The sequence below is a fragment of the Pseudomonas sp. GB2N2 genome, from assembly GCF_054897705.1.
Map to the genome: position 1 here is coordinate 2,082,501 of NZ_CM142701.1, position 21,815 is coordinate 2,104,315.

Below are 21,815 nucleotides of genomic sequence, written 5' to 3' on the forward strand. Positions count from 1 at the left end.
TATCAGTCCAGGTGGTCGCCTTCGCCACTGGTGTTCCTTCCTATATCTACGCATTTCACCGCTACACAGGAAATTCCACCACCCTCTACCATACTCTAGCTCGTCAGTTTTGAATGCAGTTCCCAGGTTGAGCCCGGGGATTTCACATCCAACTTAACGAACCACCTACGCGCGCTTTACGCCCAGTAATTCCGATTAACGCTTGCACCCTCTGTATTACCGCGGCTGCTGGCACAGAGTTAGCCGGTGCTTATTCTGTCGGTAACGTCAAAACAGCAAAGTATTAATTTACTGCCCTTCCTCCCAACTTAAAGTGCTTTACAATCCGAAGACCTTCTTCACACACGCGGCATGGCTGGATCAGGCTTTCGCCCATTGTCCAATATTCCCCACTGCTGCCTCCCGTAGGAGTCTGGACCGTGTCTCAGTTCCAGTGTGACTGATCATCCTCTCAGACCAGTTACGGATAGTCGCCTTGGTGAGCCATTACCTCACCAACTAGCTAATCCGACCTAGGCTCATCTGATAGCGCAAGGCCCGAAGGTCCCCTGCTTTCTCCCGTAGGACGTATGCGGTATTAGCGTCCGTTTCCGAGCGTTATCCCCCACTACCAGGCAGATTCCTAGGCATTACTCACCCGTCCGCCGCTCTCAAGAGAAGCAAGCTTCTCTCTACCGCTCGACTTGCATGTGTTAGGCCTGCCGCCAGCGTTCAATCTGAGCCATGATCAAACTCTTCAGTTCAAACATCTTTGGGTTTTTAAGAAACCCTAAACTTGGCTCAGCAATCGTTGGTTACATCTTTGATTTCTCGCGGAGTAACTTGTGATGCTGATAATCTTGTTGACTATCAGTCTGACTCCACAAGCACCCACACGAATTGCTTGATTCAGTTGTTAAAGAGCGGGTGGTTAAGAACTTTCGTCTTAACCGAGGCGCGCATCTTACAGCGCATCTCATCATCTTGCAACCCTAAAAGTTAATGATTTTATCAACAAAATCATCTACTTACGCTAGCGCCACTTTCAAAGTGCTCGTTAGCGGGAGGAGAATAGTACAGTAATGAAATGCAGGGTCAACCCCCTTCAAGAAATTCTTTTGACTGATCAAAGAACAACGGCTGCCACAACGAACACTACCAAGGCCAGTGCAAGACACCGGTTACGTGCTCGGCTTGCTGAAAGGCGGTCGTTCCAAGAAAGAACGCAGTCTGCCTGGGGAATTGCGTGCCGACACTTTATATAGCAGCCGTGTCACGGTCACGCAGGCAAAGCCAGGCGGGATTTTTTATGCTTGGGCGCTCAGTGATTCGGGATGGCTTCTGAGCAAAACCGGCGAAGATCAAACCGGCCCATACCGTGATGTCGGCCATCGAGAATTGATCGCCCGCCACGTACGGCTGAGTTTCCAGAACCTTGTTGAAGTACTTAATGCCGTTGATGGCTTTCTCACGGTGCATCTAGCCCCATACGACCCGGTCAGCCCATTCGTGACTTTTGTAAGGTTTCAGTTGCGAACCAAGGCCGTCGGTGGCGTGGTGAAAATAGATACCGATGGCATCAATAAGCTGGTCGTCGGCGAAATGGCAGTGCATTCAGACAGGTAGGTGCCGTCATCAAGCTACATGCGCCTGCCAGATTCTTCATTGCCGTCGGCGGTGCTGGAATTGGCCGAGCTGTATCACGTCCATGCAAAAGATGTAACCGGAGGCACGCACGCGGCGGCGACGTTCGAGGAGGCGCTGCGCTTGCATCGATTGCTGGATGCGGCCAAGGGCGGCATTCAGTCGCCGCTTGGCTGAAGCGTCTAGCGGCATTCGCCATGCAAAAGTCGCTGGCGTTTTCCGTCAAAACCGCTATAAGAATCTTGTACAAGAAATTATTCTTGTACAAGTCTTCCTGACAATTCGAGCACCGCTTCGCCGATAGAACAATGCGGATCGAGGCCACGGAGACTTCCGACACGCGCCTTTTTTCAACGGATTCTGCCTGATGACTACCAACCGCCGACTGTGCCTGGTCCTGGGCGACCAGTTATCGTTCGACCTCGCCTCCCTGCGGGACATGAAGTCCGAGCGCGATACGGTGTTGCTGGTCGAGGTGATGGAAGAGGCCACCCATGTGCCCCACCACCCGCAAAAAATCGCGCTGATCTTCAGTGCCATGCGCCACTTTGCCGAAGCGTTGCAGCAGCGCGGCGTCCGCGTGGAATACGTGAAGCTCGATGATCCGCACAATAGCGGCTCGGTGCCGGGCGAGTTGCAGCGATGGCATGCGCTGCTGCAGCCGGATGAGCTGCACCTGACCGAGTGCGGCGACTGGCGTCTGGAGCAGTCGATCAACCAATGTGGATTGCCGTTGCAGTGGCATACCGATACGCGATTCCTGTGCAGCCGCGCCGAATTCTCCGCCTGGGCCGAAGGCAAGAAGCAGCTGCGCATGGAGTTCTTCTATCGAGAAATGCGCCGCAAAAATGGCCTGTTACTCAATGGCGACGGCAGCCCGGTCGGCGGCGCCTGGAACTTTGATGCCGACAACCGCAAGGCCTTGCCCAAAGGTGTGAAAGCGCCCTACCCCGCGCGTTTTTCCGCGGACGCAATCACCCGGGAAGTGCTAGCGCTGGTGAGGGAACGTTTCGCCAACCACTACGGCTCACTGGAGACGTTCGACTACCCCGTGACCCACGCCGATGCCCAGGCGCTGTGGGAATACTTTCTGGATTTTGGCCTCGCCGGGTTCGGTGATTACCAGGATGCGATGGCCAGCGATGAACCCTTTCTGTTTCATGCCCGCATCAGCGCGGCGCTCAATATTGGCCTGCTGGATGTTCGCAAACTGTGCAGCGATGTGGAGTCGGCCTACTGGTCGGGCAGTATTCCTCTGAATGCCGCGGAGGGTTTTATCCGGCAGCTGATCGGCTGGCGCGAATACGTCCGCGGCGTCTACTGGTTGAAGATGCCCGACTACGCCGACGGCAATGCTTTCGGGAATACCAGGCCACTGCCGGAATTCTACTGGACCGGCAAAACGCAAATGAACTGCATGCAACACGCGATCGGCCAAAGCCTGGAACATGCCTACGCCCATCACATTCAGCGGCTAATGGTCACTGGCAATTTTGCCCTGCTGGCCGGCATCGCCCCGACCCAGATTTGCGAGTGGTACCTGGCGATCTACATGGACGCTTTCGACTGGGTCGAGTTGCCCAATACGCTGGGCATGGTCATGCACGCCGATGGAGGTTACCTGGGTTCCAAGCCGTATTGCGCCAGCGGCCAGTATATCAAGCGCATGTCGGATTACTGCCGTGGTTGTGCCTACAAGGTGACTGAAACCACCACCGACAACGCCTGCCCGTTCAATGCGCTGTACTGGCATTTTCTGATGCGCCATGGCGATCTCCTGCGTGGCAATCACCGCATGGGCATGCTCTACAAAAACCTCGACCGTATGCCTGAATCCAAGCAGCAAGCACTCTGGCAGCGTGGCCAGGTATTGCTTGCGAAACTGGATGAGGGCGAGTCGCTTTGACCAAAGCCTGTCTCGACGCATCAAAAAAATTTGAACCGCTTCTGGACGCGCTCGCCTAATGATCAGCTTGTGGACAATTGCACAAGCGATGTGCCAATACCGGCATACTCCGAGAGGTGGTCAACGTGGCTAAAGACGAGAAAAAAAGCAAAGGTGATGCTTCGAAAGCCAGCAAGGAATTGAAAGACAAAAAATCATCACCGGAAAAGAAATCAGCTGCGGCGTCGGCTCTTTCGAAATCTTCCGAAAAGAAAGACAAGAAAGCTGAGCCAAAGAAATCTGCCAAAAAAGCTGACAGCAAGCCAGAAAAGGCCAACAAATCAGAGAAGGCAGACAAGCCGGCGAAGAAGAAAAAGTGACCATTGCTATCTGCTAGGGCATTACGCCCTAGCATCCTCAGGCCGTTGCACCCTACTTCGAGTGGCCTGCTTCAAACGAGGACGTCAGGCATCGATGCCAGCGGAATCAATGCTCCAGAATGCTGAATGACCGTAGCTGCCAATCGATGCCCCCATGCTGCAGCCTCGCCCGGAGATCCTCCCTGAAGGCGGCAAGCCAGATAGCCAGCACTGAACGCATCACCGGCGGCGGTCGTGTCGACAACGGTTTCGACCTGCCGGGCAGGCACGTCCAGGCGCCCTGCGGCGCACTGAATCAAGCAAGACTGAGCGCCGCGCTTAATCACTACCTCGCCGATACCAATGTCCGAATAGGCACGGAATAAAGCCTCGGCGTCCGCATACCCGAACAATGCGACATCATCTTCCCAGGTGACTATCGCCAGGTCGGTTAATTTGAGCATCGCCAGATGAGCGCTTCGTGCCATTTCCGGATGAGCCCACAGGAGAGGTCGGTAGTTGTTGTCGAAGACGACGCGCAAGCCGTTTGCACGAGCCTGCTCCAGTCGAAGCAACAACCGCTGGCGGCCATTGTTGGAAAGAATCGCCAGGGTCACACCGCTGACGTACACCGTGTCGTAGCTATCCAGCGCCGATAGCAATGGTTCGGCCTGCGGGCCATCGAACATCCGGCGTGCAGCCGATTGCCCGCGCCAATACAGAAAACGCCGCTCGCCGCGATCATCGGTTTCAATGAAATACAGCCCGGGAAGTGCATCCGCAATCACCTGAACGTGTCGATCCCCCAGTTGTTCGTCACGCCATAACTGACGCATGGCGCTGCTGAAAGGGTCGGCGCCGATCGCCGTCATGTAATCCACTGTCACTCGGTCTCGCGCAGTCGTACGCGCGAGGTACACCGCCGTATTGAGCGTGTCGCCACCGAAGGTCTGCGTGATGGTTTCGCGCCCACTCATTTCAATCATGCATTCGCCGATCAACGCGATGGTGCGCGGTCGGGACATTGCCGGATACAACTCATCGCCAACTGTTTTTGTCATTTTGTGCAAACTGCTCCAGTAAAAACTTTAACGATTAAGCCACTGCTCATTGAAAAACCCCGAGAGCCAAGGTCCTCTCTCCAATGAGCAGTGAGCTTCACGGGTTACAAAACGCCATATTTTTCGTAAACATCGCGCAGCAACTTACCCTCGCGCAGTTCATCACGGGTGTTGTTTTCACTGTTGACTTTGATCCGCGCCAGCTCGATGACCTCGGCCGCACGCTCCTGCGGAATGATCACCACACCGTCGATGTCACCGAAAACGATATCGCCCGAACGCACCTTGACGCCGCCACACTCGACCGGCGTATCCATTTCAGTCATGCGGGCGCGACCACGGCTATCCAGTGGGCCGATGCCACCATGGAACACCGGAAATTGCAGTGCCTTGATGTGGCGTACATCGCGCACAAGACCATCGGTGACGCAACCCACGGCACCACGGGCTTTCGACGCGGTGGTGAGCAATTCGCCCCAGGGCGCGATGCGGTTAGTGGGGCCGTTGCACGCCAGCACAGGCACTTCACCCGGTTTCAGATCGTCCAGCAGCGCGATTTCGACGGCGTAAGGGTTTTCGCCCTCGCGCACCGAATAGGTGTCAACGAATAGCCCGGTGCGCACGCGCCCCATCATCACCAACTGATCGTCCACCGGTCGCAGGAACGGGCGCATGGCCTGGCTGGTCAGGCCGAGGTCGTCCATGACATCGGAAAGCACGGCCGAATACAGTTCTTTGGAGAGTTGCTTGAAGTCGAACATAGTGAATTCCTGACTGATTTTTTGTTGAGGTGTGGTTCAGTGCTGCTCAGATCCAGCCGCCGTCGACGACGAAGGTCTGTTTGGAACACATCCGGCTGTCGTCTGCCGCTAGCCACAGCGCCATGCGCGCGATGTCCGGCGAATACAACAGGCTCTTGAGTGCCTGCCGGTCGTGAATCTGCTCGCGGCCCTTGTCGTCCAGCCACAGCGATACCTGCCGCTCGGTCATGACCCAGCCTGGCGCGATGGCGTTGACGCGAATGTTGTCCACGCCCAGCTCAGTGGCCAGGGCGCGAGTCAGGCCGACCACCGCGGATTTGGCGGTGACGTAGCACACGCAGTCGCCATCGGCGACGGTCCAGGTGATCGAACTGAAGTTGATGATCGTGCCACCACCGGCCGCCTTCATTTGCGGTGCCACCGCTTTGGCTGCGAACAACTGGTGCTTGAGGTTGACCGAGATACGATCATCGAAATACTCCGACGTCACGTCCTGCAGCGGATGACGGTCATCGTTGCCGGCGTTGTTGACCAGCGCGGTAATCGGGCCGAGCGTCTGGCCGACCTTGGCGATGATCGCCTCCAACTGTTTCACGTCGCGCAGATCGCACGCTTCGAAATGCGGTTTGAAGCCTCCCTTCCCGCCCAGTTCCTCAGCCAGGTCACGGCCGGCAGCTTCGCTGATGTCGACGAATGCCACTTTGCAACCCTGGTCGTGGAAGTGCTCCACCAGGCTGCGACCGATGCCCGAGGCACCACCGGTAATGAATACGACTTTGTCCTGCAAGCTCGGGAAACGAGCGCCGTTTTTCATGATTTCACGTTCCACTACTACACCCTCCACAATCGATATCGATACAGCGTTATGTGTGCGAAAGACTTAGCGTTTGGCCTTGGAAAATTGACGCGTCAGCATCCGAAGACCTTTTGATTTTGCAATCTGAAAACCAAGCTTCTGCCCGAGCCCGGTTTCCATCAGGCTGTCGGCGAAGGTTTTACCGCCGGCCCGGTTACGAACCTGGCGCACGTCGTGCTCACCGCGCAGGTCGGCCATGATGCGCATCGCGGCGTTGTGCCCTGGGGCACCTGTGACGCCACCGCCCGGATGAGTGCCGGCACCGCACAGGTAGTAATTCTCTACTGGCGTGCGGTAGTGCCCCGCGTCAAACATCGGTCGGGCGTCCATCAGTTGATCCAGCCCGACCATGGACGCCTGGAAGATGTTGCCGCCGGTGAGGTTGTATTCCCGCTCAAGGTCCAGCGGTGTGATCACGTAGCGACCGACGATGTGCTCGGCAAGATTCGGTGCGTACTTGAGCAACGTCTTGACCACACCGTCGGCCCACGCTTCCTTGTGGTCGTCCCAAGTGCCGTTGGCCAAGTGGTAAGGCAACTGCTGCACGCCAAGGGTCAAGGTGTGTTGTCCGGGGCGGGCCACGCTGGCATCGGTGACTGAATGGATCAGCAGTTCGATGACGTACTCATCGGCAAACTCGCCTTTGCGCTGGGCTTCGAAGGCTTTTTCGTAGCGTTCTTCGGTAGCCCCGAGAATGGTATGCGCCATGTGCTCGGGACCCGGCTGCGCACTGTTAAATCCTACGTACTTAGGCAGTTCGTCGATCAGCAGATGGATGCGCCCCATAGAGCCCCGCTGATCGATATTTTCCGCGGCCTTGAAGTGTTTTTCCGGCAGCACTTTACGCTCGAGAAAACGGGTCAGGGAGCGCTTCGGATCGGCATTGGACACCACTGTGTCGGCTTCAAAGACTTCACCATTTTCGAGCGCCACGCCCACGGCTTGACCGCCACGCACGATGACGTTCTCCACTGCTACGCCCGTGCGGATCACCGCGCCATGGGCACGCGCCCCGGCCGCCAATGCCTGGGTAATCGCGCCCATGCCGCCGACCGGAATGCCCCAGCGGCCGATGATGCCGTCGAACTCGCCTTGTGCGTGGTATCCATACACATACGCGGTGCCTGGCGTCGAAGGACCACCCCAGGTCGAGACCATGCCGAGGAACATCAGGTACGCCTGCAGGCGTTCTGACTTGACGTATTTGCGCGTCAGGTCACCGGCCGAGGAGAAAACGAAATCCTTGAGCAACTCCTGCTCGTTCTCGTCTTCAAACAGCTTGAGGAACTCGGAGCGGCTGGGTGGCTCGGACAGCAGGACGTCGCGGGTGACATCGCCGAAGCGTTTCATCCGTGAAGCAAATCGCAGGAAGTTCTCACCATCGCCCTTGCTGTGTTTTTCGATCGAGGCGATGGACTTGTCGAGGTCCTTGGAGAGAAAAAAATGATCGCCGTCTTCCCACAACGCGAAGCCCTGCACATCAGGTGACCTGGACACCAAGCCATACTTGGCGAGTTCAAGGTCTTCGATGATCTCCGGGCGCAACATGCCCTGGATGAACGCGCAGGAAGACCACTGCGCGCCCTCGATCAGCTCTTCACTGACGCAGGCACCGCCGACGACGTCCCGGGCCTCGAGCACCACCACCTTGAGCCCGGCGCGGGCCAGGTAATTGGCGCACACCAGACCGTTATGGCCGGCCCCAATGATCGCTACATCAAATTTTTCTGTTTGAGCCATGACTCAGGTCTCCCGAGCAAAAAACTGGATTTCCATTTCGTGGCAGTAGGTTTCGCCCGGCTCCAGACGTGTCGTCGGGAAGTGCGCGAAGTTCGGCGAATCCGGAAATTTCTGCGTTTCGAACGTCAGGCCGGCGTAGGTGCAGTAAGGCTTGTTGCCCTTGCCGATGACCGCCGCGCTCAGGTAACCGCCGGTGTAAATCTGCACACCCGGCTCCGTGGACTTCAAGTGAATACCGCGACCGGACACCGGGTCCCATAAGGTGGCCACCGGGTGCATCGCCGGGCTTGCGCCGCGCAATACCCAGTTGTGGTCGTAACCTCCGCCCAGTTCGCTGACCGTCAAGTGACCAACCCCTGCGTTAGCGACATTGCCGATGTCCTGGCCGATCAACTTGGCACTGCGGAAATCGAACGGCGTTCCAGCCACCGTCAGCACTTCACCCGTGGCCAGCAACTGATCACCGACCGGGGTATAGAAATCGCTTTCGACGGTGAGCATCTGCTCGACCACGGTCCCCGTGTCATGCCCGGCGACGTTCCAGTAGGAGTGATGCACCATATTGAGAATGGTGGTTTCGTCGGTGATGCCAGACATGGTGATCAGCAAGCGGTTGTCTTCGGTCAGCGTGTATTTGGCCTTGAGCAGCAGCTCGCCAGGAAAACCGGCATCGCCTTTTTTCGACACATGACTGAAGGTAACCGAGTTTTCCGTCTCGTCCACCGACGCGTCCCACACGTACTTGTCCAGGCCCTTTTCACCGCCGTGCAGGTGATTCGGCGCCTCGTTGCAAGCCACCTGGATGGCCTGGCCGTCAAGCTGGAACTGGCCCTTCTTGATGCGGTTGCCATAGCGGCCACAGGTCGCACCAAAGTACGTGTCGGTGGTGAGATAAGGCTCGAGGGCATCGAACCCCAGGACAATATCGGCCACCTTGCCGTTTTTGTCCGGCGCATGCATTTCCACCAGACGGGCACCGAAGCTGATCAATCGCGCCCGGCAACCGTTGCCATTGGTAAGGGTGTAGGCCGTCACTTGCTGTTCGTGATGAAGGCCAAAAGGTGCTTGTGTAATTGCCATGTTCGACAGTCCTGATTAAGAGTGGCTGGGGCTTCGGGCATGTGAAGCGTTAATGAGTTTTTGTGCGGTGATCACCGCCGCCAGCGAAATCACGCCGATGCAGGTGAAGATGGCGTTCACCGAAGGGGTAAAGCCGAATCGGGTCTGGTTCCAGACGTACACCGGCAGGGTCGGCTCGGTACCGCTGAGGAATAGCGACACCACGACCTCATCCACCGACAAGGTGAAACCGAGCAATGCGCCACCGATAATGGCGCCACGGATCATCGGCAACTGGATCTTCCAGAACGTCACCAAGCGCCCTGCCCCCAAGTCCCGCGAAGCCAGGGCGAAGCTCGGATCGACGCGACGCAGTCGGGCCGTCACCACCAACAGGATCACCGGCATGACAAACACCAGGTGGCCGATGATCAGGCGCCCCAAGCCCGGTGCGATCCCGACGGAAGAAGCGGTCATCACCATAGAGATCCCCAGTACCACGCCGGGCACCGCCAGCGGGAAGGCGATGAGGTTCTCAAGCAGTGCCGAACCGCGGCCTTGCCAGTTGGCGAAGATAAACGCGAAACCAGTGCCCACGACCACGCCGACCAGGGTGGTGATCAAGGCCAGCTCAACGCTGCGCCACAGTGACGACAGCAGCGCCGTGTTGGCCAGCAGCTCGCTGTACCAGCGCATCGTGAAACCCTTGAGTGGCAAGCTTTGCACCGGCGAGTCGTTGACCGAGAACATCATGATCACCAGCAACGGTGCGTAGAGCAGAAGATAGGGCAGCACAAAGAGCACTTTCTTCACGGCGCGCGACGCTTTCTGCCCGCCGCTCAATCGCGACCATTCGCTGATGTGAGGTGCGGCACCGGCGTCGACTTCAGTCAATACGCCCCGGGTGCGGGTGAGCATGAACAGCCCGCCCAGCAACAACGTAACCAGCAGCATCAGGTACACGGCCATCGCCGCACCCAGCGGCCAGTTGCCCGCCATGCCGAATTGCGAGGAGATGGCCATCCCGATCATGGTGCCGTTGATGCCTCCGACCATGGAGGGCGTCACGTAGTCGCCGATGCACATCAGGAACGCCAGTGCAATGCCAATGCCGGTTCCCTGACGCGTCAGCGGCCAGATCAACGAGGTGAAAGTGCGAAACTTCGATGCGCCGTTATCCCGCGCTGCTTCCACCAGGCTGAACGGCACGCGTTCGATGGCGGCATAGGCCGCGACGAATACCAACGGGATCGCCATGGTGGTGAAGGTCAGCACCACTGAAAACGGCGTGTACAGGAACAGCGAACTGGGCTTGGCAATGATGCCCAGATCCAGCAACACCGTATTAAGAATGCCTTTTTCCCCGAGAATGACCCGCCAGGCGAACACCCGCATTAGCAGGCTGATCCACAGCGGAATGATGACCATCAAGGCCGCCACTGTTTTTCCGCGCGTCAGGTTTCGGCTGATATAAAACGCCAGCGGGTAGGCAATCAATGTCGCCAGCAGCGTAGAAATAATTGCCACGACAATCGTCTTGAAGATCAGCGTTTGCACCGTCATCGATCCTACGATCGACTGGTAGTTCGCCAGTGTCGGGGAATACACGATCGCGCCGCCCGACGATGACATGAAACTGGTGATCAACAGCAACGCGTTGGGAACGATCACCAGCGCCACCAGCCATGCATAGATGGGCAAGCGCAGGCGTTGAGGGCCCTTCAGAAGACCGGATAGCCACACAGATCCGCCGCCTGCGGGTTTGAAGCCCGAGTTTGCAGTTATCTCATTCATAGAGCACCACCAGATCCGCCGGGTCGAAACAGCAGTAGACAGCGTCATCGGTTGCCAGCGGCCGTACCCGTTGCGCTGGAATGCTGGCAGTCAATTCGACACCCTCGCCTTTGAGGCACACCTCAAGACAGTTACCCAGGAACAGCACGTTGCTGACCCGCGCCGCCAGGCACACCCGACCATCATTGACCGGTGTGCGCGAGACCGTGACGCTCTCGCAACGGATGGCCAGCGTGACATTGCCAGGTGTCGCCGGTTGCTGCAGCTCGACGGTCTGACCGGCAAACTTGGCCAGCGACAGCGCACCGCTGGTAATGATTTGCGCGTCCAGCAAATTGGACTTGCCGACAAAGCCTGCGACGAATTTGTTCTTCGGCGTGTAGTACAAGTCCTCGGGGGTGCCGATCTGTTCAATGCGCCCGTTGTTCATGATTGCCACGCGATCAGACATCGACAGGGCCTCACTCTGATCATGGGTGACGTAAACGAAGGTGATGCCCAGGCGCTCTTGAATGGTGGTCAACACGTGCTGCATCTGTTGACGCAAGCGCAGGTCCAGCGCACCCAACGGTTCGTCCAGCAACAGCACTTTCGGATTGCCGACCAGAGCCCGGGCCAGTGCGATCCGCTGGCGCTGACCTCCGGATAATTGATGCGGCAGGCGGCTCTCGAAACCGACCATTTCCACCAGTTCCAGTGCCTGTCTGACTCGAACCTTGATCTCGGCGTCCTTGACCTTTTTCATGTGCAGCGGATACGCAACGTTCTGCTCAATGGTCAGGTGCGGGAACAGTGCATAGTTCTGGAACACCGTATTGACGTCACGGCTCTCTGGCGGCAACTGAGTCACATCCTTGCTACCAAGCATCACCGTCCCGGAGTCCGGGGTTTCAAAACCGGCGATCAGTCGCAACGTGGTGGTCTTGCCCGAACCGCTAGGGCCGAGGATTGAAAAAAACTCACCGGGTTGAACCGACAGCGTCATTGGATGAAGCGCCGGCGCAGTAGCCCCGGGATAGGATTTGGTGACCGCGCCAAGCTCGATAATGGGCTCAACACTGGTTTGCGCGACCGCTGACGGTTTCGAATCAATGCTGTGCACGGCCATCGCTGAAACAGAGGTAGATTTCATCGTCTTGAACCCTTCTTTTAAAGTGTGCCAGCCTTGAACGCGTTCCAGATTTCGAGGCGACGATCAATGTTTTCGGGGTTCTGCGAGAACGACATCTTGTTCCAGAAGCCGGGTTCCTCTTCAGAGAGAATGTTGGTCTTGGCCAACACCTCTTTGGTCATGCCCGCCTTGAGCGCCAGGCTCGAGTCGATCACACCGTTGTTCAACGAACGGCCGATAAAGCGTGATTGCCATTGCGGGGTCAGGTTGTCATTGATGAAGTCGTACACCACTTTTCGACCGGTGCCGCGCGGGGTCAAAATTGCGCAATCGATCCACGCGGGGGTGCCCTCGTCGGGGAAGGAAAAATCAAATTTCTTGCCCTGCCCCTGGAGCTGGAACACCGAAGAAATATTCTGGCAATAGCCAAGGTCTGCATCGCCACTGGCATAAATCGTGGTGGCGTCGTCAATGCCGCGGGCAATGGTGCGCAACTGCGGACGCAAATCACGAAGGGCCTGCGCGCACTGCTCGAACTCGGCATCCGTCAGGTTGAACGGGTCCTTGGGCTTGATGCTCAAGGCAATCATCTGAAAGGTGATATAGGCATCGTCCGGCAGGTTGACGCGGCCTTCATATTGCTTGTCCCACAGCACTTTCCAGCTGGCCGGCTTTGGCTTGACCACATCGGCGTTATACATCAGCGGCTGAGTGCCCCAGTTGTAAGGAACACCCCAGACCTTGCCCTGGATGGTGCAGCGTTCCTGCCATTTGAGTCCGCTGGCGATGTTCGACGCCCCAGAGACTTTCGACGGGTCGATCGGCGCGATCACATTGCCAGCGATCAAGCGCGGCATCGAGCCCACGTCCAGATAAATGAGATCCGCCTCAACGGCACCCGAGCGCAGCTTGGCGTACATTTCGTCCACCGAGCCGGTGCGAATCACGTTCACCTTGACGCCAGTGCGGGCGGTCCATTGCGCGATCCAGTCGTCGTCGTGATAGGTCTCCCAGGTGAAAATGGTGATTTGCTCGCCAGCGCCATAAGCCATAGGCACCAAGTCGCCCATCAGTGCCACGGCGCCTACCGTTGCACCCGCCTTGAGCAAATTACGGCGTGAAATAGGTAAGGAATTTTTGAAGTCTTTCATTGTTATACCTCATACGTTCGCTGGGCTCTTAGAGCTCGCAGGCAAGACACTAAGCCATGACAGCCATCAACTTTAACGACCGGGCGGCAAGGCCCGATCGGGGTCTGGTGTTGTTATTTTTGTATCTGTTCTGGAACTTCGCGATCTGACGTCGGGTGTGTCTTTTTTGTTTTTTAAAGTGTGTTTCACCTACTGATGACGGCGCTATGGCCCGTCAATGATTGTTCCTGGGAATACCTTTTGTGCGATGGATCTGCTGAAATTTCAGCGCCGGTATCAGCACCATTCCTTCGTCCAGTTGAGAAACCATGGTGCGCTGGATTTCCTGCCACGGCGTCTGGCTTTCAGGAAACGCATAGCCTCCGGCTGTGGCCAGATCAGTGGCGCGCCGGTGCAATTCATCTTCCTTGAGCACTACGTCGGCCGTGCCGAGGTTGAGGTCGATACGGATCCGGTCGCCGGACCGTACCAGCGCCAAACCGCCCCCCGCCGCTGCTTCAGGCGAAGCGTTAAGGATCGACGGTGAACCCGAGGTGCCGGACTGTCGACCGTCGCCCAGGCACGGCAACGTGTGCACGCCGCGCTTCAACAGATAGGCCGGTGGCTGCATGTTCACCACCTCGGCCGCGCCGGGGTAGCCGATCGGTCCGGCGCCCCGCATGATCAAAATGGTCGATTCGTTTAGGCCCAGCGCCGGATTGTCGATGCGTGCGTGATAATCCTCGGGGCCGTCGAACACTTCAGCGACGCCTTCGAAGGCATTCGGGTCCAGCGGGTTGGACAGGTAACGCTCCTGGAACTCGCGGGAAATGCCACTGGTTTTCATGATCGCGCTGTTGAACAGATTGCCGCGCAGATTGATGAAACCGGAGTGGCTCTTGAGCGGGTTGTCGAACGAACGGATCACGTCCGGGCTGAAGTTCTCCGCTGTCCTGCAGTTATCGCCAATGCTCAGGCCGTTGGCCGTCAATGCATCGGGGTGCGGCAGACGGCCAGCCCGCAGCAACTCGGCGACCACCGCCGGCACACCACCGGCGCGGAAATAATCCTCGCCGAGGTACTCACCCACCGGTTGCAGGTTGACCAGCAGCGGAACGTCGTAACCAATCCGCTGCCAATCGTCGTTGGTCAGGCTGACACCCACGTGACGGGCGATGGCGTTCAGGTGAATCGGTGCGTTGGTCGAGCCACCGATGGCCGAGTTGACCACGATCGCGTTTTCGAACGCTTCGCGGGTCATGATTTGCGACGGCTTGAGGTCTTCCTTGACCATGTCGACGATGCGTCTGCCGGTTTCGTAGGCATTCTGGCCGCGCTCTCTATAGGCCGCCGGGATCGCTGCGCCACCGGGCAATTCCATGCCGAGCACTTCGGCCAGGGAGTTCATCGTGGTGGCGGTGCCCATGGTGTTGCAGACACCTGGCGACGTGGCGGAAGACTCCACGGCCTGCATGAACTGTTCATAGTTGATCTCCCCCGCTGCCAGTTGCTCGCGAGACTTCCAGACAATCGTGCCGGAGCCGGTGCGTTCGCCGCGATGCCAGCCATTGAGCATAGGCCCGACCGACAAGGCGATGGCAGGAATGTCGACCGTCGCCGCGCCCATCAACATGGCGGGCGTGGTTTTGTCGCAACCGATGGTCAACACAACACCATCAATCGGGTAGCCGTAAAGCAGCTCCACCAACCCCAGATACGCAAGGTTGCGATCCAGCGCAGCGCCGGGACGTTTGCCGGTTTCCTGAATCGGATGGACCGGAAACTCGAACGGAATGCCCCCGGCCGAGATGATGCCGTCGCGTACCCGTTTGGCCAGCTCGATGTGATGGCGGTTGCACGGCGAGAGATCGGAACCCGATTGCGCGATGCCGATAATTGGCTTGCCAGACTGCAGCTCGGATCGCGTCAGGCCGAAGTTCAGGTAGCGCTCCAGATAGATGGCGGTCATCCCCGGATCATCCGGGTTATCGAACCATTCCTGGGATCGGAGCCTTTTGGGTGAGCTGTTCGAATTATTGTTCATGGTCACTCGACTTTAACGTTTAAGTGAAACTATGTAAAAAATCGCTGAATCTGCCCTATAACGCCGGTTAACGCCGCATCCCATCCCCATTTGCAAACCTCTGAATGGACGGCTTGGCCCTTCACTCACAGATCTGGCACAGGTTGCGAGCCGTTTGCCTTTAACGTATAAGTTCATCTACGAAAAAAAACAGCGGGTCGCTGATGGCCCTAGTTTTACGCTCAAGGTTTTGCAGCGTCAAGGGGAAAAAATGAAGAACACACGAACGATGATTGCGTCGAAAAGACCTTCACTGCGTGACGTCGCCAAGCTGGCTGGCGTGTCCGCGGCAGCGGTTTCGTACGTGGTCAACGGGCGCAAGGGTGAAGTCGGTACGCAGGCCACCGAGCGTATCGAGGCCGCCATCAAGCAGCTCAAATACATGCCGCAACGGCGTGGCCTCAGCCTCAAGCTCAATCGAGAATTCGCTATCGGGCTGGTCATTGTCGATCCGGATCCGAACTTTCTTGCCGACCCGTTCACCACTCAAGTCGCTACGGGCCTGAGCACCGCGCTGGTCGAACCCGGTTACGGCTTGACCGTCACCGGCTGCCGCGAACTGCGCGACCTGGAAAAACTGCTCAAGCGCCCGATCGGCGTCGATGCCTTTGTGGTCATCGCCTCGGGGCCCAGGGAAATGCGCGAGCAGGTGTATTCCATGCTCAGCGACAGCAACCTGCCAGTGATCGTGATTCAGGAGTCGCTTACCGACTCGGACGAAGATATCTGTTCGGTGTTTCAGGACGACTTCGATGGCGGCCGTTGCCTGGCCACACACCTGATCGATGGCGGAGCGCGCACTTTCCTGTTCGTCTCCCCTTCCCGTGACTGGCCGGCCATCGAGCGTCGCGAAAAAGGCATCCATTCGGCGCTGACCGAAGCGTGCACCTTGACCAAGGTGTTGTGTGACGAACAGGATCTGTTCGGCACCATGGCCGTCGTCACGCGTTACCTCGCCAACTCGCCATTGCCTGACGCGATCATCGGCGCCAACGACCAGATTGCGGTCGCCGTGTTGCGAGCGCTGGATGACCTGGGCGTGAGTGTGCCCAACCAGATCCAGGTCACGGGCTACAACGATTTTTCGTTCCGGAATTACGTGACGCCGCTGCTCACCACTGTGACCTCCAACGCCAACGCCATCGGTCGCAGTGCGGCGCTGGCGATCCTCAGCAGGCTGGAATCAGGCCTGTTCGAAAATCAGACAATCCAGTTACCGGTCGTGCTCAACCCGGGAAAGACCACGCGGTACAACACTGCATGACCTCGTGATTCGAGGCCGTTGTACCGTCGGCGTCCAATGCATGCGAACCCATGCCCCCCCTCACACTCCCTAGTCGGGAAGGAATTTGATATGAAGCTTTCAACACCCTTATGCCTGGCAGCCGTGGGCGATCGATGCGGAGAGGGTGCGGTCTGGTCAGCGGCGGAAAATGCGATTTATTGGGTCGATATCAACCGCTTCCTGATTCACCGAATGGATTATCCGGCGCTGAACTTGAAGACCTGGATGTTCGCCGAACCCGTCACGGCACTGGCGCTGACCACAGACAAAAACCGCTTGATGGTCTCGCTCGCCTCGCGGCTGATGTGGTGGTGGCCGGAGACCGACGAACGCGTCGAGCATGGGTTTCATCTGCCGGAATCACCGCTGGCGCGATTGAACGACGGCCGTGCCGATCTGCACGGTAACTTCTGGGTGGGTTCGATGTTCAACAACGTCGATGCCGAGGGTGGAAGCCAGCCAGGAGGCGGTTCCCCAGGCGTGCTCTACCGCATCGATCCCCACGGTGTGGCGCAGGCGAAGCTGCGCAACATCGAGATTTCCAACACCCTGTGCTGGAGTTCCGACGGTGGCCTGTTCTACTTTGCCGACACCCTGAAAAACGAGATCCGTGCCTACGACTACGATCCGGCGAGCGGTGATATTACCGGCACCAGCCGCATTTTCTTTGCCGGATTCGAGCGCGGCCTGCCCGATGGTTCTGCCATTGACCGCGACGGTTACCTCTGGAACTGCCGCTATGGCGGTCATGGCATCGCTCGTATTGCGCCGGACGGGCAACTGGATCGATTCATTGAACTGCCAACCGCCAACCCCACCACCTGTGCGTTTGGTGGCCCGGACTTGAGTACCTTGTTCATCACTTCGGCCGGCTATGACACCGTGCCCGGAGATCGACTCGCCGGCTCGTTGTGGGCCATCGAAACGGACACCTGTGGCCTGCCGGAAAACAGAGTCAAGGTGTAGCCCCATCGAGGGATTCGATAGGGCTCTTCGCAAGACAGGAGTGCCGCTAAACAGTTAGCGGCCCTCGCGCCAGGCAGGTGCCCAACGCAATAAATGTCTTCACGCCTTTGAATCCCTCCAGGCGAGGCAACTTACCCAGCAGGCGTTCCAGTGCGGCGAAGTTTTCGGTTCGCACCTTCAGGATCATCGCGGTGTCCCCTGCCACGGTATGGATCGCCTCTACCTCCGGGAACGCGGACATCTCCAGTGCGCGCCGGGTGGTTGTTCCGGCCGTTGCCGGCATGGTGTCGGCGCATTTGTGCGCCACGTTGATCGTCGCCGCTGGCGTGGACGGTCTGGTAACAAGCACTCCGCGCGCACTGCCGTGTGCTTGGCAGTCGGGTTCAGCGCCCATGCTGTCCTCGGAGGCAGAACTGACGCAGCGAAGCGTTTCAGCCAGTTTTCCGGTGTCGTGATGATCTTGTCAGCGGTGTCGCTGACCCTGGAACGCTTGTCTACCTGGTACGGCCATTCGCGATGATTTCAACGGTGACGCCTGGCGCCAGTGCCACCCAGAGCTGATAGTCGCTGCCGTCGTCGGGCGCATTGACCTGGTAGTCGAGGCCGTGGGCTTTCAAGCGCTCGAGCACGGCGTTCCACTCGTCGAGATCGGCGACGCGTAATGCAATGTGGTCGATGCGAGACGACACTTTTACTGCCGGTAATCCACCGGTTGCTTGTGTCAGATGAATAAGCGGTCGGCGCTGGCTGTAAAGCCAGGCGCCCGGCACCCGAAAATCGGGGCGGTGCCCTGTAGTGAATCCCAGCACGTCTGTGAAAAAAACAACGGTTTTGCCGAGATCCGCGACGACGATGTTTGCGTGATCCAGATGCATGAGGATGCCCTGTGATGCCAATGAAGTGAATCCATTGTGCAAAGAGGGCATGAACAAACTCTCACCCCAGATCAGACCGTGGCGGCGGTTGCTGCGCGCAAACAATGCAACACAGATGGTCGCTCATTAACGCCTCATGGGGGTACGAAGGATTGCGCCGGCGCTGCGGCACAATCACACAATCACTCCGCCGATAATCGAGCGCTTCGTTCACCACATCGCCATCGCGCGGTACGGGCAAGTCTCGCAGGCTCAAGCGCACACCAGGGGCGACACGCGCCAATTCGAGGCTGACCGCCGGCAACAGCACCCCGGCCACGTAGTCTGAGGCCACCAGGGTGAAGTGCCGAGTACAACTGGCTGGCTCGAAATTCACCGGTGAATCAACAATTTCTCGGGCCAATGCCAGCGTTTCATGCACCTTGGGTAACAGCTCCAACCCCAGTGCAGTGGGCTCCAGGCGCCTCCCGACCTGAACCAGCAACGGGTCATTGAAATGCTCACGCAAACGCCCGAGGGCAGAACTGGTGGCTGACTGGCCCAGGCAAAGACGCTCAGCGGCCCTGCTGACGCTGCATTCGCTCAGCAAGGCCTCCAAAGCCACCAAAGCCACCAACAGATTCAGGTCAAGACGTCGATACCGCATGCTGTTTCCATGACACGTTAATGGCGAGGTAGTTAATTTTCTCGTAGCCGACCCTCATTGCAACGCAGAGTCTCAGTACTGCACCTGGCTCATTCCTTTTCTGGAGTTCCGGATGAATGATTAAACGCCAATTGGCGACCTTACCGGCGCGAGTCATGCGAAGCCAATCGTGTTTTCCGTTGCGAGGTAGCGAAAACATAAATACTTGACGGCAAACGGCCAAAAGCAGTCATTGGTTGCTGCCATCAGCCGACGTCAGCCTCGCTGACCCGAGCCTCCAGCAACAGACTAACCTTGGTAAGAGCTTGCCGACTTTTGATCCCGACCAAGTTGATTGCCATCCCTGCGGTGGCAAGTTGAGGAACCCCTTATAGTCAAGAACGCACAGGTCGAGATCGAATGTCAGCAAGCCGGTTTGGCTCTTTCGTAAAACTGCTGCAGTACCCATTGGCGGTTGATCTTCAAGTAACAGCACACGAGTACAATCGCCTTACCTCCGTATGCCCTTAGTCTGATATCGCTTAGCGTGCCGAAGAGGCAGCGTGTGGTTGACTACTCGCGCTTCAAATTCATGCTTGGTGTTCGCCAAAACCTGCTGTGCACCCTTGGAAGGAACCTTGTATGAAAATGAATAAATTAGTGACCTGTCTGGCCTTTTCTGCAGCGATGGCTGGCGCAACGTCAGCCCTGGCCGACACAACCAAACCCACCATTGTGCTAGTTCACGGTGCTTTCGCCGGCTCCAGCAGCTGGAATGGCGTCATCAAGATCCTTGAGAAAGACGGCTATACCGTTATTGCTGCCGCAAACCCGTTGCGCAGTGTTAAAAGCGACGCCCAATCCATTACCAATCTGCTCAAAGGCATCAAAAGCCCAGTCGTGCTAGTCGGTCATTCCTACGGGGGCCCGGTCATCAGCGAAGCGGCCTACGGACAAGCCAATGTGAAAGCACTGGTGTATGTCTCCGCTTTTGCACCTGAAGCCGGTGAAAGCGCCGTCGCGCTCACCGGCAAATTCCCGGGGGCGACCCTTGGCCCAACGTTAGGCACGCCAATAGCGCTGGAGGGTGGCGGTAAGGATCTCTACATCCAGCAGGATAAGTTTCCCGCTCAATTCGCAGCCGACGTCCCCGTTGCCGATGCCCGCTTGATGGCCGCTACTCAGCGCCCCGTCACTGAGGAAGCACTGAATGAAGCGGCAACGGACGCCGCATGGAAAACCATTCCTTCGTGGTGGATCTATGGCGACAAGGACAAGAACATTCCTCCACAAGCCATGAAGTTCATGGCTGAGCGGGCGAAGTCCAAACAGACGGTTGTGGTCAAAGGTGCGTCTCACGTAGTCATGGTTTCCAATCCAAAACCCGTCGCGCAAATCATCGAGGCCGCTGCAAAGGCTCAGTAAGAAACCTGAACCCATCGCATCACCCGACAAGCATCAAGTAACGCTCACTTGTTGAGCCACGATCTTAAGTCTGACTCTCGTGCATCGCCGAGAGCGGGAGGTACTGTGTCCGATCAATACAACGCCCCATCGAGTTCCCGCCGCCAGGTACTCAAAGTTGGCGCCGCTGCGCTGGCTGCCGGTTCGATTTCGGGAATGGTGATGGGTAGCAACGTTGCCCAGGCAGCGACTTCGTCCCCCACTAAAGAAGGACACAACGAAATGACCAGTTTTACCACCCGCGACGGCACCGAAATCTTCTACAAAGACTGGGGCACCGGTCAGCCCATCGTTTTCCACCACGGCTGGCCTCTCAGTTCCGACGACTGGGACGCACAGATGCTTTTCTTTGTTTCCAAGGGCTATCGAGTGATCGCTCATGATCGCCGGGGTCATGGTCGCTCAACGCAGACTTCCACCGGGAACGACATGGACACCTACGCTGCGGACGTTGCAGCCTTGGTCGCTCATCTAAAGCTGAAGAATGCAGTGCACATCGGCCACTCCACCGGTGGGGGTGAGGTGGCTCGCTACGTCGCTCAACACGGCGCCGGCCATGTAGCCAAAGCCGTATTGATCGGCGCAGTGCCGCCGATCATGGTCAAGTCCGCCAGCAATCCTGGCGGTCTGCCGCTGGACGTGTTCGACGGCTTCCGCTCAGCGCTCGCGGCCAATCGCGCACAGTTCTATAAAGAAGTGCCTATTCCGTTCTACGGTTACAACCGCGAAGGCGCAGTAGTCTCCGAAGGTGTGAAGGAGAACTGGTGGCGCCAGGGCATGATGGGCGGCGCTAAAGCACACTACGACTGTATCAAGGCGTTCTCGGAAACCGACTTCACCGAAGACTTGAAAAAAATCACAGTGCCAGTGCTGATCCTGCACGGCGACGATGACCAGATCGTACCGATTGCCGACTCAGCCGAGCTGTCCATCAAACTGCTCAAGAACGGCACCCTTAAAGTCTACAAGGGCTATCCGCACGGCATGTGCACGACGCACCCAGAGGTTATCAACGCAGATTTGCTGGCGTTCATCCAGGGGTGATGCGCAGTGGGTCTTCCATAAAATAGATGGGAGGCCCCATTGCACCCATGACCGATGCACTTACCCGCGCGCGCTTCGCTCGTAGAAGGGCGAT

The 21,815-nt window shown here is 57.7% G+C and carries 20 protein-coding genes and 1 rRNA gene (1 of these 21 only partly in view); 8 read left to right on the top strand and 13 right to left on the bottom strand.

Annotated features, from left to right (window positions below):
- Positions 1-743 (bottom strand): 16S ribosomal RNA (locus tag ACYZT4_RS09415); it reaches 794 nt to the left of the window's first position.
- A gap of 421 nt (positions 744-1,164) precedes the next feature.
- On the opposite strand from ACYZT4_RS09415, the gene ACYZT4_RS09420 reads away from it, so the two are divergent.
- The 4 genes from ACYZT4_RS09420 (at position 1,165) to ACYZT4_RS09435 (ending at position 3,888) form a co-directional block, all read left to right on the top strand.
- Positions 1,165-1,605: a hypothetical protein gene (locus ACYZT4_RS09420; protein WP_461987200.1), complete on the top strand. Its 441-nt coding sequence runs from the start codon at positions 1,165-1,167 to the stop codon at positions 1,603-1,605.
- Between the two features lie 18 nt (positions 1,606-1,623).
- Entirely contained in the window at positions 1,624-1,800 is a 177-nt protein-coding gene (locus ACYZT4_RS09425; RefSeq protein ID WP_461987202.1) for a hypothetical protein, read from the top strand.
- Positions 1,801-1,990: 190 nt separating this feature from the next.
- On the top strand, positions 1,991-3,529 hold the full coding sequence (locus ACYZT4_RS09430) for a cryptochrome/photolyase family protein (RefSeq protein ID WP_461987204.1): 1,539 nt from the start codon (positions 1,991-1,993) through the stop codon (positions 3,527-3,529).
- Between the two features lie 116 nt (positions 3,530-3,645).
- The gene (locus ACYZT4_RS09435; RefSeq protein WP_461987206.1) at positions 3,646-3,888 is read left to right on the top strand and encodes a hypothetical protein; all 243 of its coding nucleotides are present in this window, start codon (positions 3,646-3,648) and stop codon (positions 3,886-3,888) included.
- A gap of 71 nt (positions 3,889-3,959) precedes the next feature.
- Here the strand turns inward: ACYZT4_RS09435 and ACYZT4_RS09440 are convergent, their stop codons facing one another.
- From ACYZT4_RS09440 to ACYZT4_RS09480, 9 genes are all read right to left on the bottom strand, one after another.
- Complete coding sequence (locus ACYZT4_RS09440) at positions 3,960-4,892, bottom strand: sugar kinase (protein ID WP_461988622.1); 933 nt, start codon at positions 4,890-4,892, stop codon at positions 3,960-3,962.
- Positions 4,893-5,032: 140 nt separating this feature from the next.
- Entirely contained in the window at positions 5,033-5,689 is a 657-nt protein-coding gene (locus tag ACYZT4_RS09445; protein ID WP_461987208.1) for an RraA family protein, read from the bottom strand.
- 46 nt (positions 5,690-5,735) lie between these two features.
- Positions 5,736-6,506, bottom strand: coding sequence for an SDR family NAD(P)-dependent oxidoreductase (locus ACYZT4_RS09450; protein WP_461988624.1), 771 nt, complete (start codon positions 6,504-6,506; stop codon positions 5,736-5,738).
- Between the two features lie 63 nt (positions 6,507-6,569).
- Positions 6,570-8,285 (bottom strand): phytoene desaturase family protein, encoded by a 1,716-nt coding sequence (locus tag ACYZT4_RS09455; RefSeq protein ID WP_461987210.1) that lies wholly within the window; start codon positions 8,283-8,285, stop codon positions 6,570-6,572.
- A gap of 3 nt (positions 8,286-8,288) precedes the next feature.
- Positions 8,289-9,365 carry an aldose epimerase family protein gene (locus ACYZT4_RS09460; RefSeq protein WP_461987212.1) on the bottom strand — a complete coding sequence of 359 codons (1,077 nt, stop codon included), beginning with the start codon at positions 9,363-9,365 and terminating at the stop codon, positions 8,289-8,291.
- Positions 9,366-9,380: 15 nt separating this feature from the next.
- Positions 9,381-11,138: an ABC transporter permease subunit gene (locus ACYZT4_RS09465; RefSeq protein WP_461987214.1), complete on the bottom strand. Its 1,758-nt coding sequence runs from the start codon at positions 11,136-11,138 to the stop codon at positions 9,381-9,383.
- Positions 11,131-12,270, bottom strand: coding sequence for an ABC transporter ATP-binding protein (locus ACYZT4_RS09470; protein WP_461987215.1), 1,140 nt, complete (start codon positions 12,268-12,270; stop codon positions 11,131-11,133). Before ACYZT4_RS09470 ends, ACYZT4_RS09465 begins: the two co-directional genes overlap by 8 nt.
- Before the next feature lie 17 nt (positions 12,271-12,287).
- Positions 12,288-13,400, bottom strand: a complete 1,113-nt coding sequence (locus ACYZT4_RS09475) for a substrate-binding domain-containing protein (RefSeq protein ID WP_461987217.1) — start codon at positions 13,398-13,400, stop codon at positions 12,288-12,290.
- 214 nt (positions 13,401-13,614) lie between these two features.
- Positions 13,615-15,423, bottom strand: a complete 1,809-nt coding sequence (locus ACYZT4_RS09480; protein ID WP_461987218.1) for an IlvD/Edd family dehydratase — start codon at positions 15,421-15,423, stop codon at positions 13,615-13,617.
- Between the two features lie 250 nt (positions 15,424-15,673).
- On the opposite strand from ACYZT4_RS09480, the gene ACYZT4_RS09485 reads away from it, so the two are divergent.
- Together ACYZT4_RS09485 and ACYZT4_RS09490 are read left to right on the top strand one after the other, a co-directional pair.
- The gene (locus ACYZT4_RS09485; protein ID WP_461987220.1) at positions 15,674-16,726 is read left to right on the top strand and encodes a LacI family DNA-binding transcriptional regulator; all 1,053 of its coding nucleotides are present in this window, start codon (positions 15,674-15,676) and stop codon (positions 16,724-16,726) included.
- Between the two features lie 90 nt (positions 16,727-16,816).
- On the top strand, positions 16,817-17,713 hold the full coding sequence (locus ACYZT4_RS09490) for an SMP-30/gluconolactonase/LRE family protein (protein WP_461987222.1): 897 nt from the start codon (positions 16,817-16,819) through the stop codon (positions 17,711-17,713).
- Between the two features lie 46 nt (positions 17,714-17,759).
- On the opposite strand, the gene ACYZT4_RS09495 is transcribed toward ACYZT4_RS09490, so the two are convergent.
- From ACYZT4_RS09495 to ACYZT4_RS09505, 3 genes are all read right to left on the bottom strand, one after another.
- The gene (locus ACYZT4_RS09495) at positions 17,760-18,062 is read right to left on the bottom strand and encodes an Lrp/AsnC ligand binding domain-containing protein (protein WP_461987224.1); all 303 of its coding nucleotides are present in this window, start codon (positions 18,060-18,062) and stop codon (positions 17,760-17,762) included.
- Between the two features lie 145 nt (positions 18,063-18,207).
- Complete coding sequence (locus ACYZT4_RS09500) at positions 18,208-18,639, bottom strand: VOC family protein (RefSeq protein WP_461987226.1); 432 nt, start codon at positions 18,637-18,639, stop codon at positions 18,208-18,210.
- Between the two features lie 10 nt (positions 18,640-18,649).
- The gene (locus ACYZT4_RS09505; RefSeq protein ID WP_461987227.1) at positions 18,650-19,234 is read right to left on the bottom strand and encodes a LysR family transcriptional regulator; all 585 of its coding nucleotides are present in this window, start codon (positions 19,232-19,234) and stop codon (positions 18,650-18,652) included.
- A 627-nt stretch (positions 19,235-19,861) separates the two neighbouring features.
- Here ACYZT4_RS09505 and ACYZT4_RS09510 point away from each other — a divergent pair.
- Positions 19,862-20,638 carry an alpha/beta fold hydrolase gene (locus ACYZT4_RS09510; protein ID WP_461988626.1) on the top strand — a complete coding sequence of 259 codons (777 nt, stop codon included), beginning with the start codon at positions 19,862-19,864 and terminating at the stop codon, positions 20,636-20,638.
- 261 nt (positions 20,639-20,899) lie between these two features.
- Positions 20,900-21,721, top strand: coding sequence for an alpha/beta fold hydrolase (locus ACYZT4_RS09515; protein ID WP_461988628.1), 822 nt, complete (start codon positions 20,900-20,902; stop codon positions 21,719-21,721).
- Positions 21,722-21,815: the final 94 nt, after the last annotated feature.

Excerpts from the sequence above, each read along its gene's own strand:
- ACYZT4_RS09515 (WP_461988628.1), top strand. The coding sequence starts at position 20,900 with ATGACCAGTTTTACCACCCGCGACGGCACCGAAATCTTCTACAAAGAC.
- ACYZT4_RS09480 (WP_461987218.1), bottom strand. The coding sequence starts at position 15,423 with ATGAACAATAATTCGAACAGCTCACCCAAAAGGCTCCGATCCCAGGAA.
- ACYZT4_RS09500 (WP_461987226.1), bottom strand. The coding sequence starts at position 18,639 with ATGCCCTCTTTGCACAATGGATTCACTTCATTGGCATCACAGGGCATC.
- ACYZT4_RS09490 (WP_461987222.1), top strand. The coding sequence starts at position 16,817 with ATGAAGCTTTCAACACCCTTATGCCTGGCAGCCGTGGGCGATCGATGC.
- ACYZT4_RS09445 (WP_461987208.1), bottom strand. The coding sequence starts at position 5,689 with ATGTTCGACTTCAAGCAACTCTCCAAAGAACTGTATTCGGCCGTGCTT.
- ACYZT4_RS09440 (WP_461988622.1), bottom strand. The coding sequence starts at position 4,892 with ATGTCCCGACCGCGCACCATCGCGTTGATCGGCGAATGCATGATTGAA.
- ACYZT4_RS09430 (WP_461987204.1), top strand. The coding sequence starts at position 1,991 with ATGACTACCAACCGCCGACTGTGCCTGGTCCTGGGCGACCAGTTATCG.
- ACYZT4_RS09460 (WP_461987212.1), bottom strand. The coding sequence starts at position 9,365 with ATGGCAATTACACAAGCACCTTTTGGCCTTCATCACGAACAGCAAGTG.
- ACYZT4_RS09455 (WP_461987210.1), bottom strand. The coding sequence starts at position 8,285 with ATGGCTCAAACAGAAAAATTTGATGTAGCGATCATTGGGGCCGGCCAT.
- ACYZT4_RS09505 (WP_461987227.1), bottom strand. The coding sequence starts at position 19,234 with ATGCGGTATCGACGTCTTGACCTGAATCTGTTGGTGGCTTTGGTGGCT.
- ACYZT4_RS09425 (WP_461987202.1), top strand. The coding sequence starts at position 1,624 with ATGCGCCTGCCAGATTCTTCATTGCCGTCGGCGGTGCTGGAATTGGCC.
- ACYZT4_RS09485 (WP_461987220.1), top strand. The coding sequence starts at position 15,674 with ATGAAGAACACACGAACGATGATTGCGTCGAAAAGACCTTCACTGCGT.
- ACYZT4_RS09470 (WP_461987215.1), bottom strand. The coding sequence starts at position 12,270 with ATGAAATCTACCTCTGTTTCAGCGATGGCCGTGCACAGCATTGATTCG.
- ACYZT4_RS09465 (WP_461987214.1), bottom strand. The coding sequence starts at position 11,138 with ATGAATGAGATAACTGCAAACTCGGGCTTCAAACCCGCAGGCGGCGGA.
- ACYZT4_RS09475 (WP_461987217.1), bottom strand. The coding sequence starts at position 13,400 with ATGAAAGACTTCAAAAATTCCTTACCTATTTCACGCCGTAATTTGCTC.
- ACYZT4_RS09510 (WP_461988626.1), top strand. The coding sequence starts at position 19,862 with ATGAATAAATTAGTGACCTGTCTGGCCTTTTCTGCAGCGATGGCTGGC.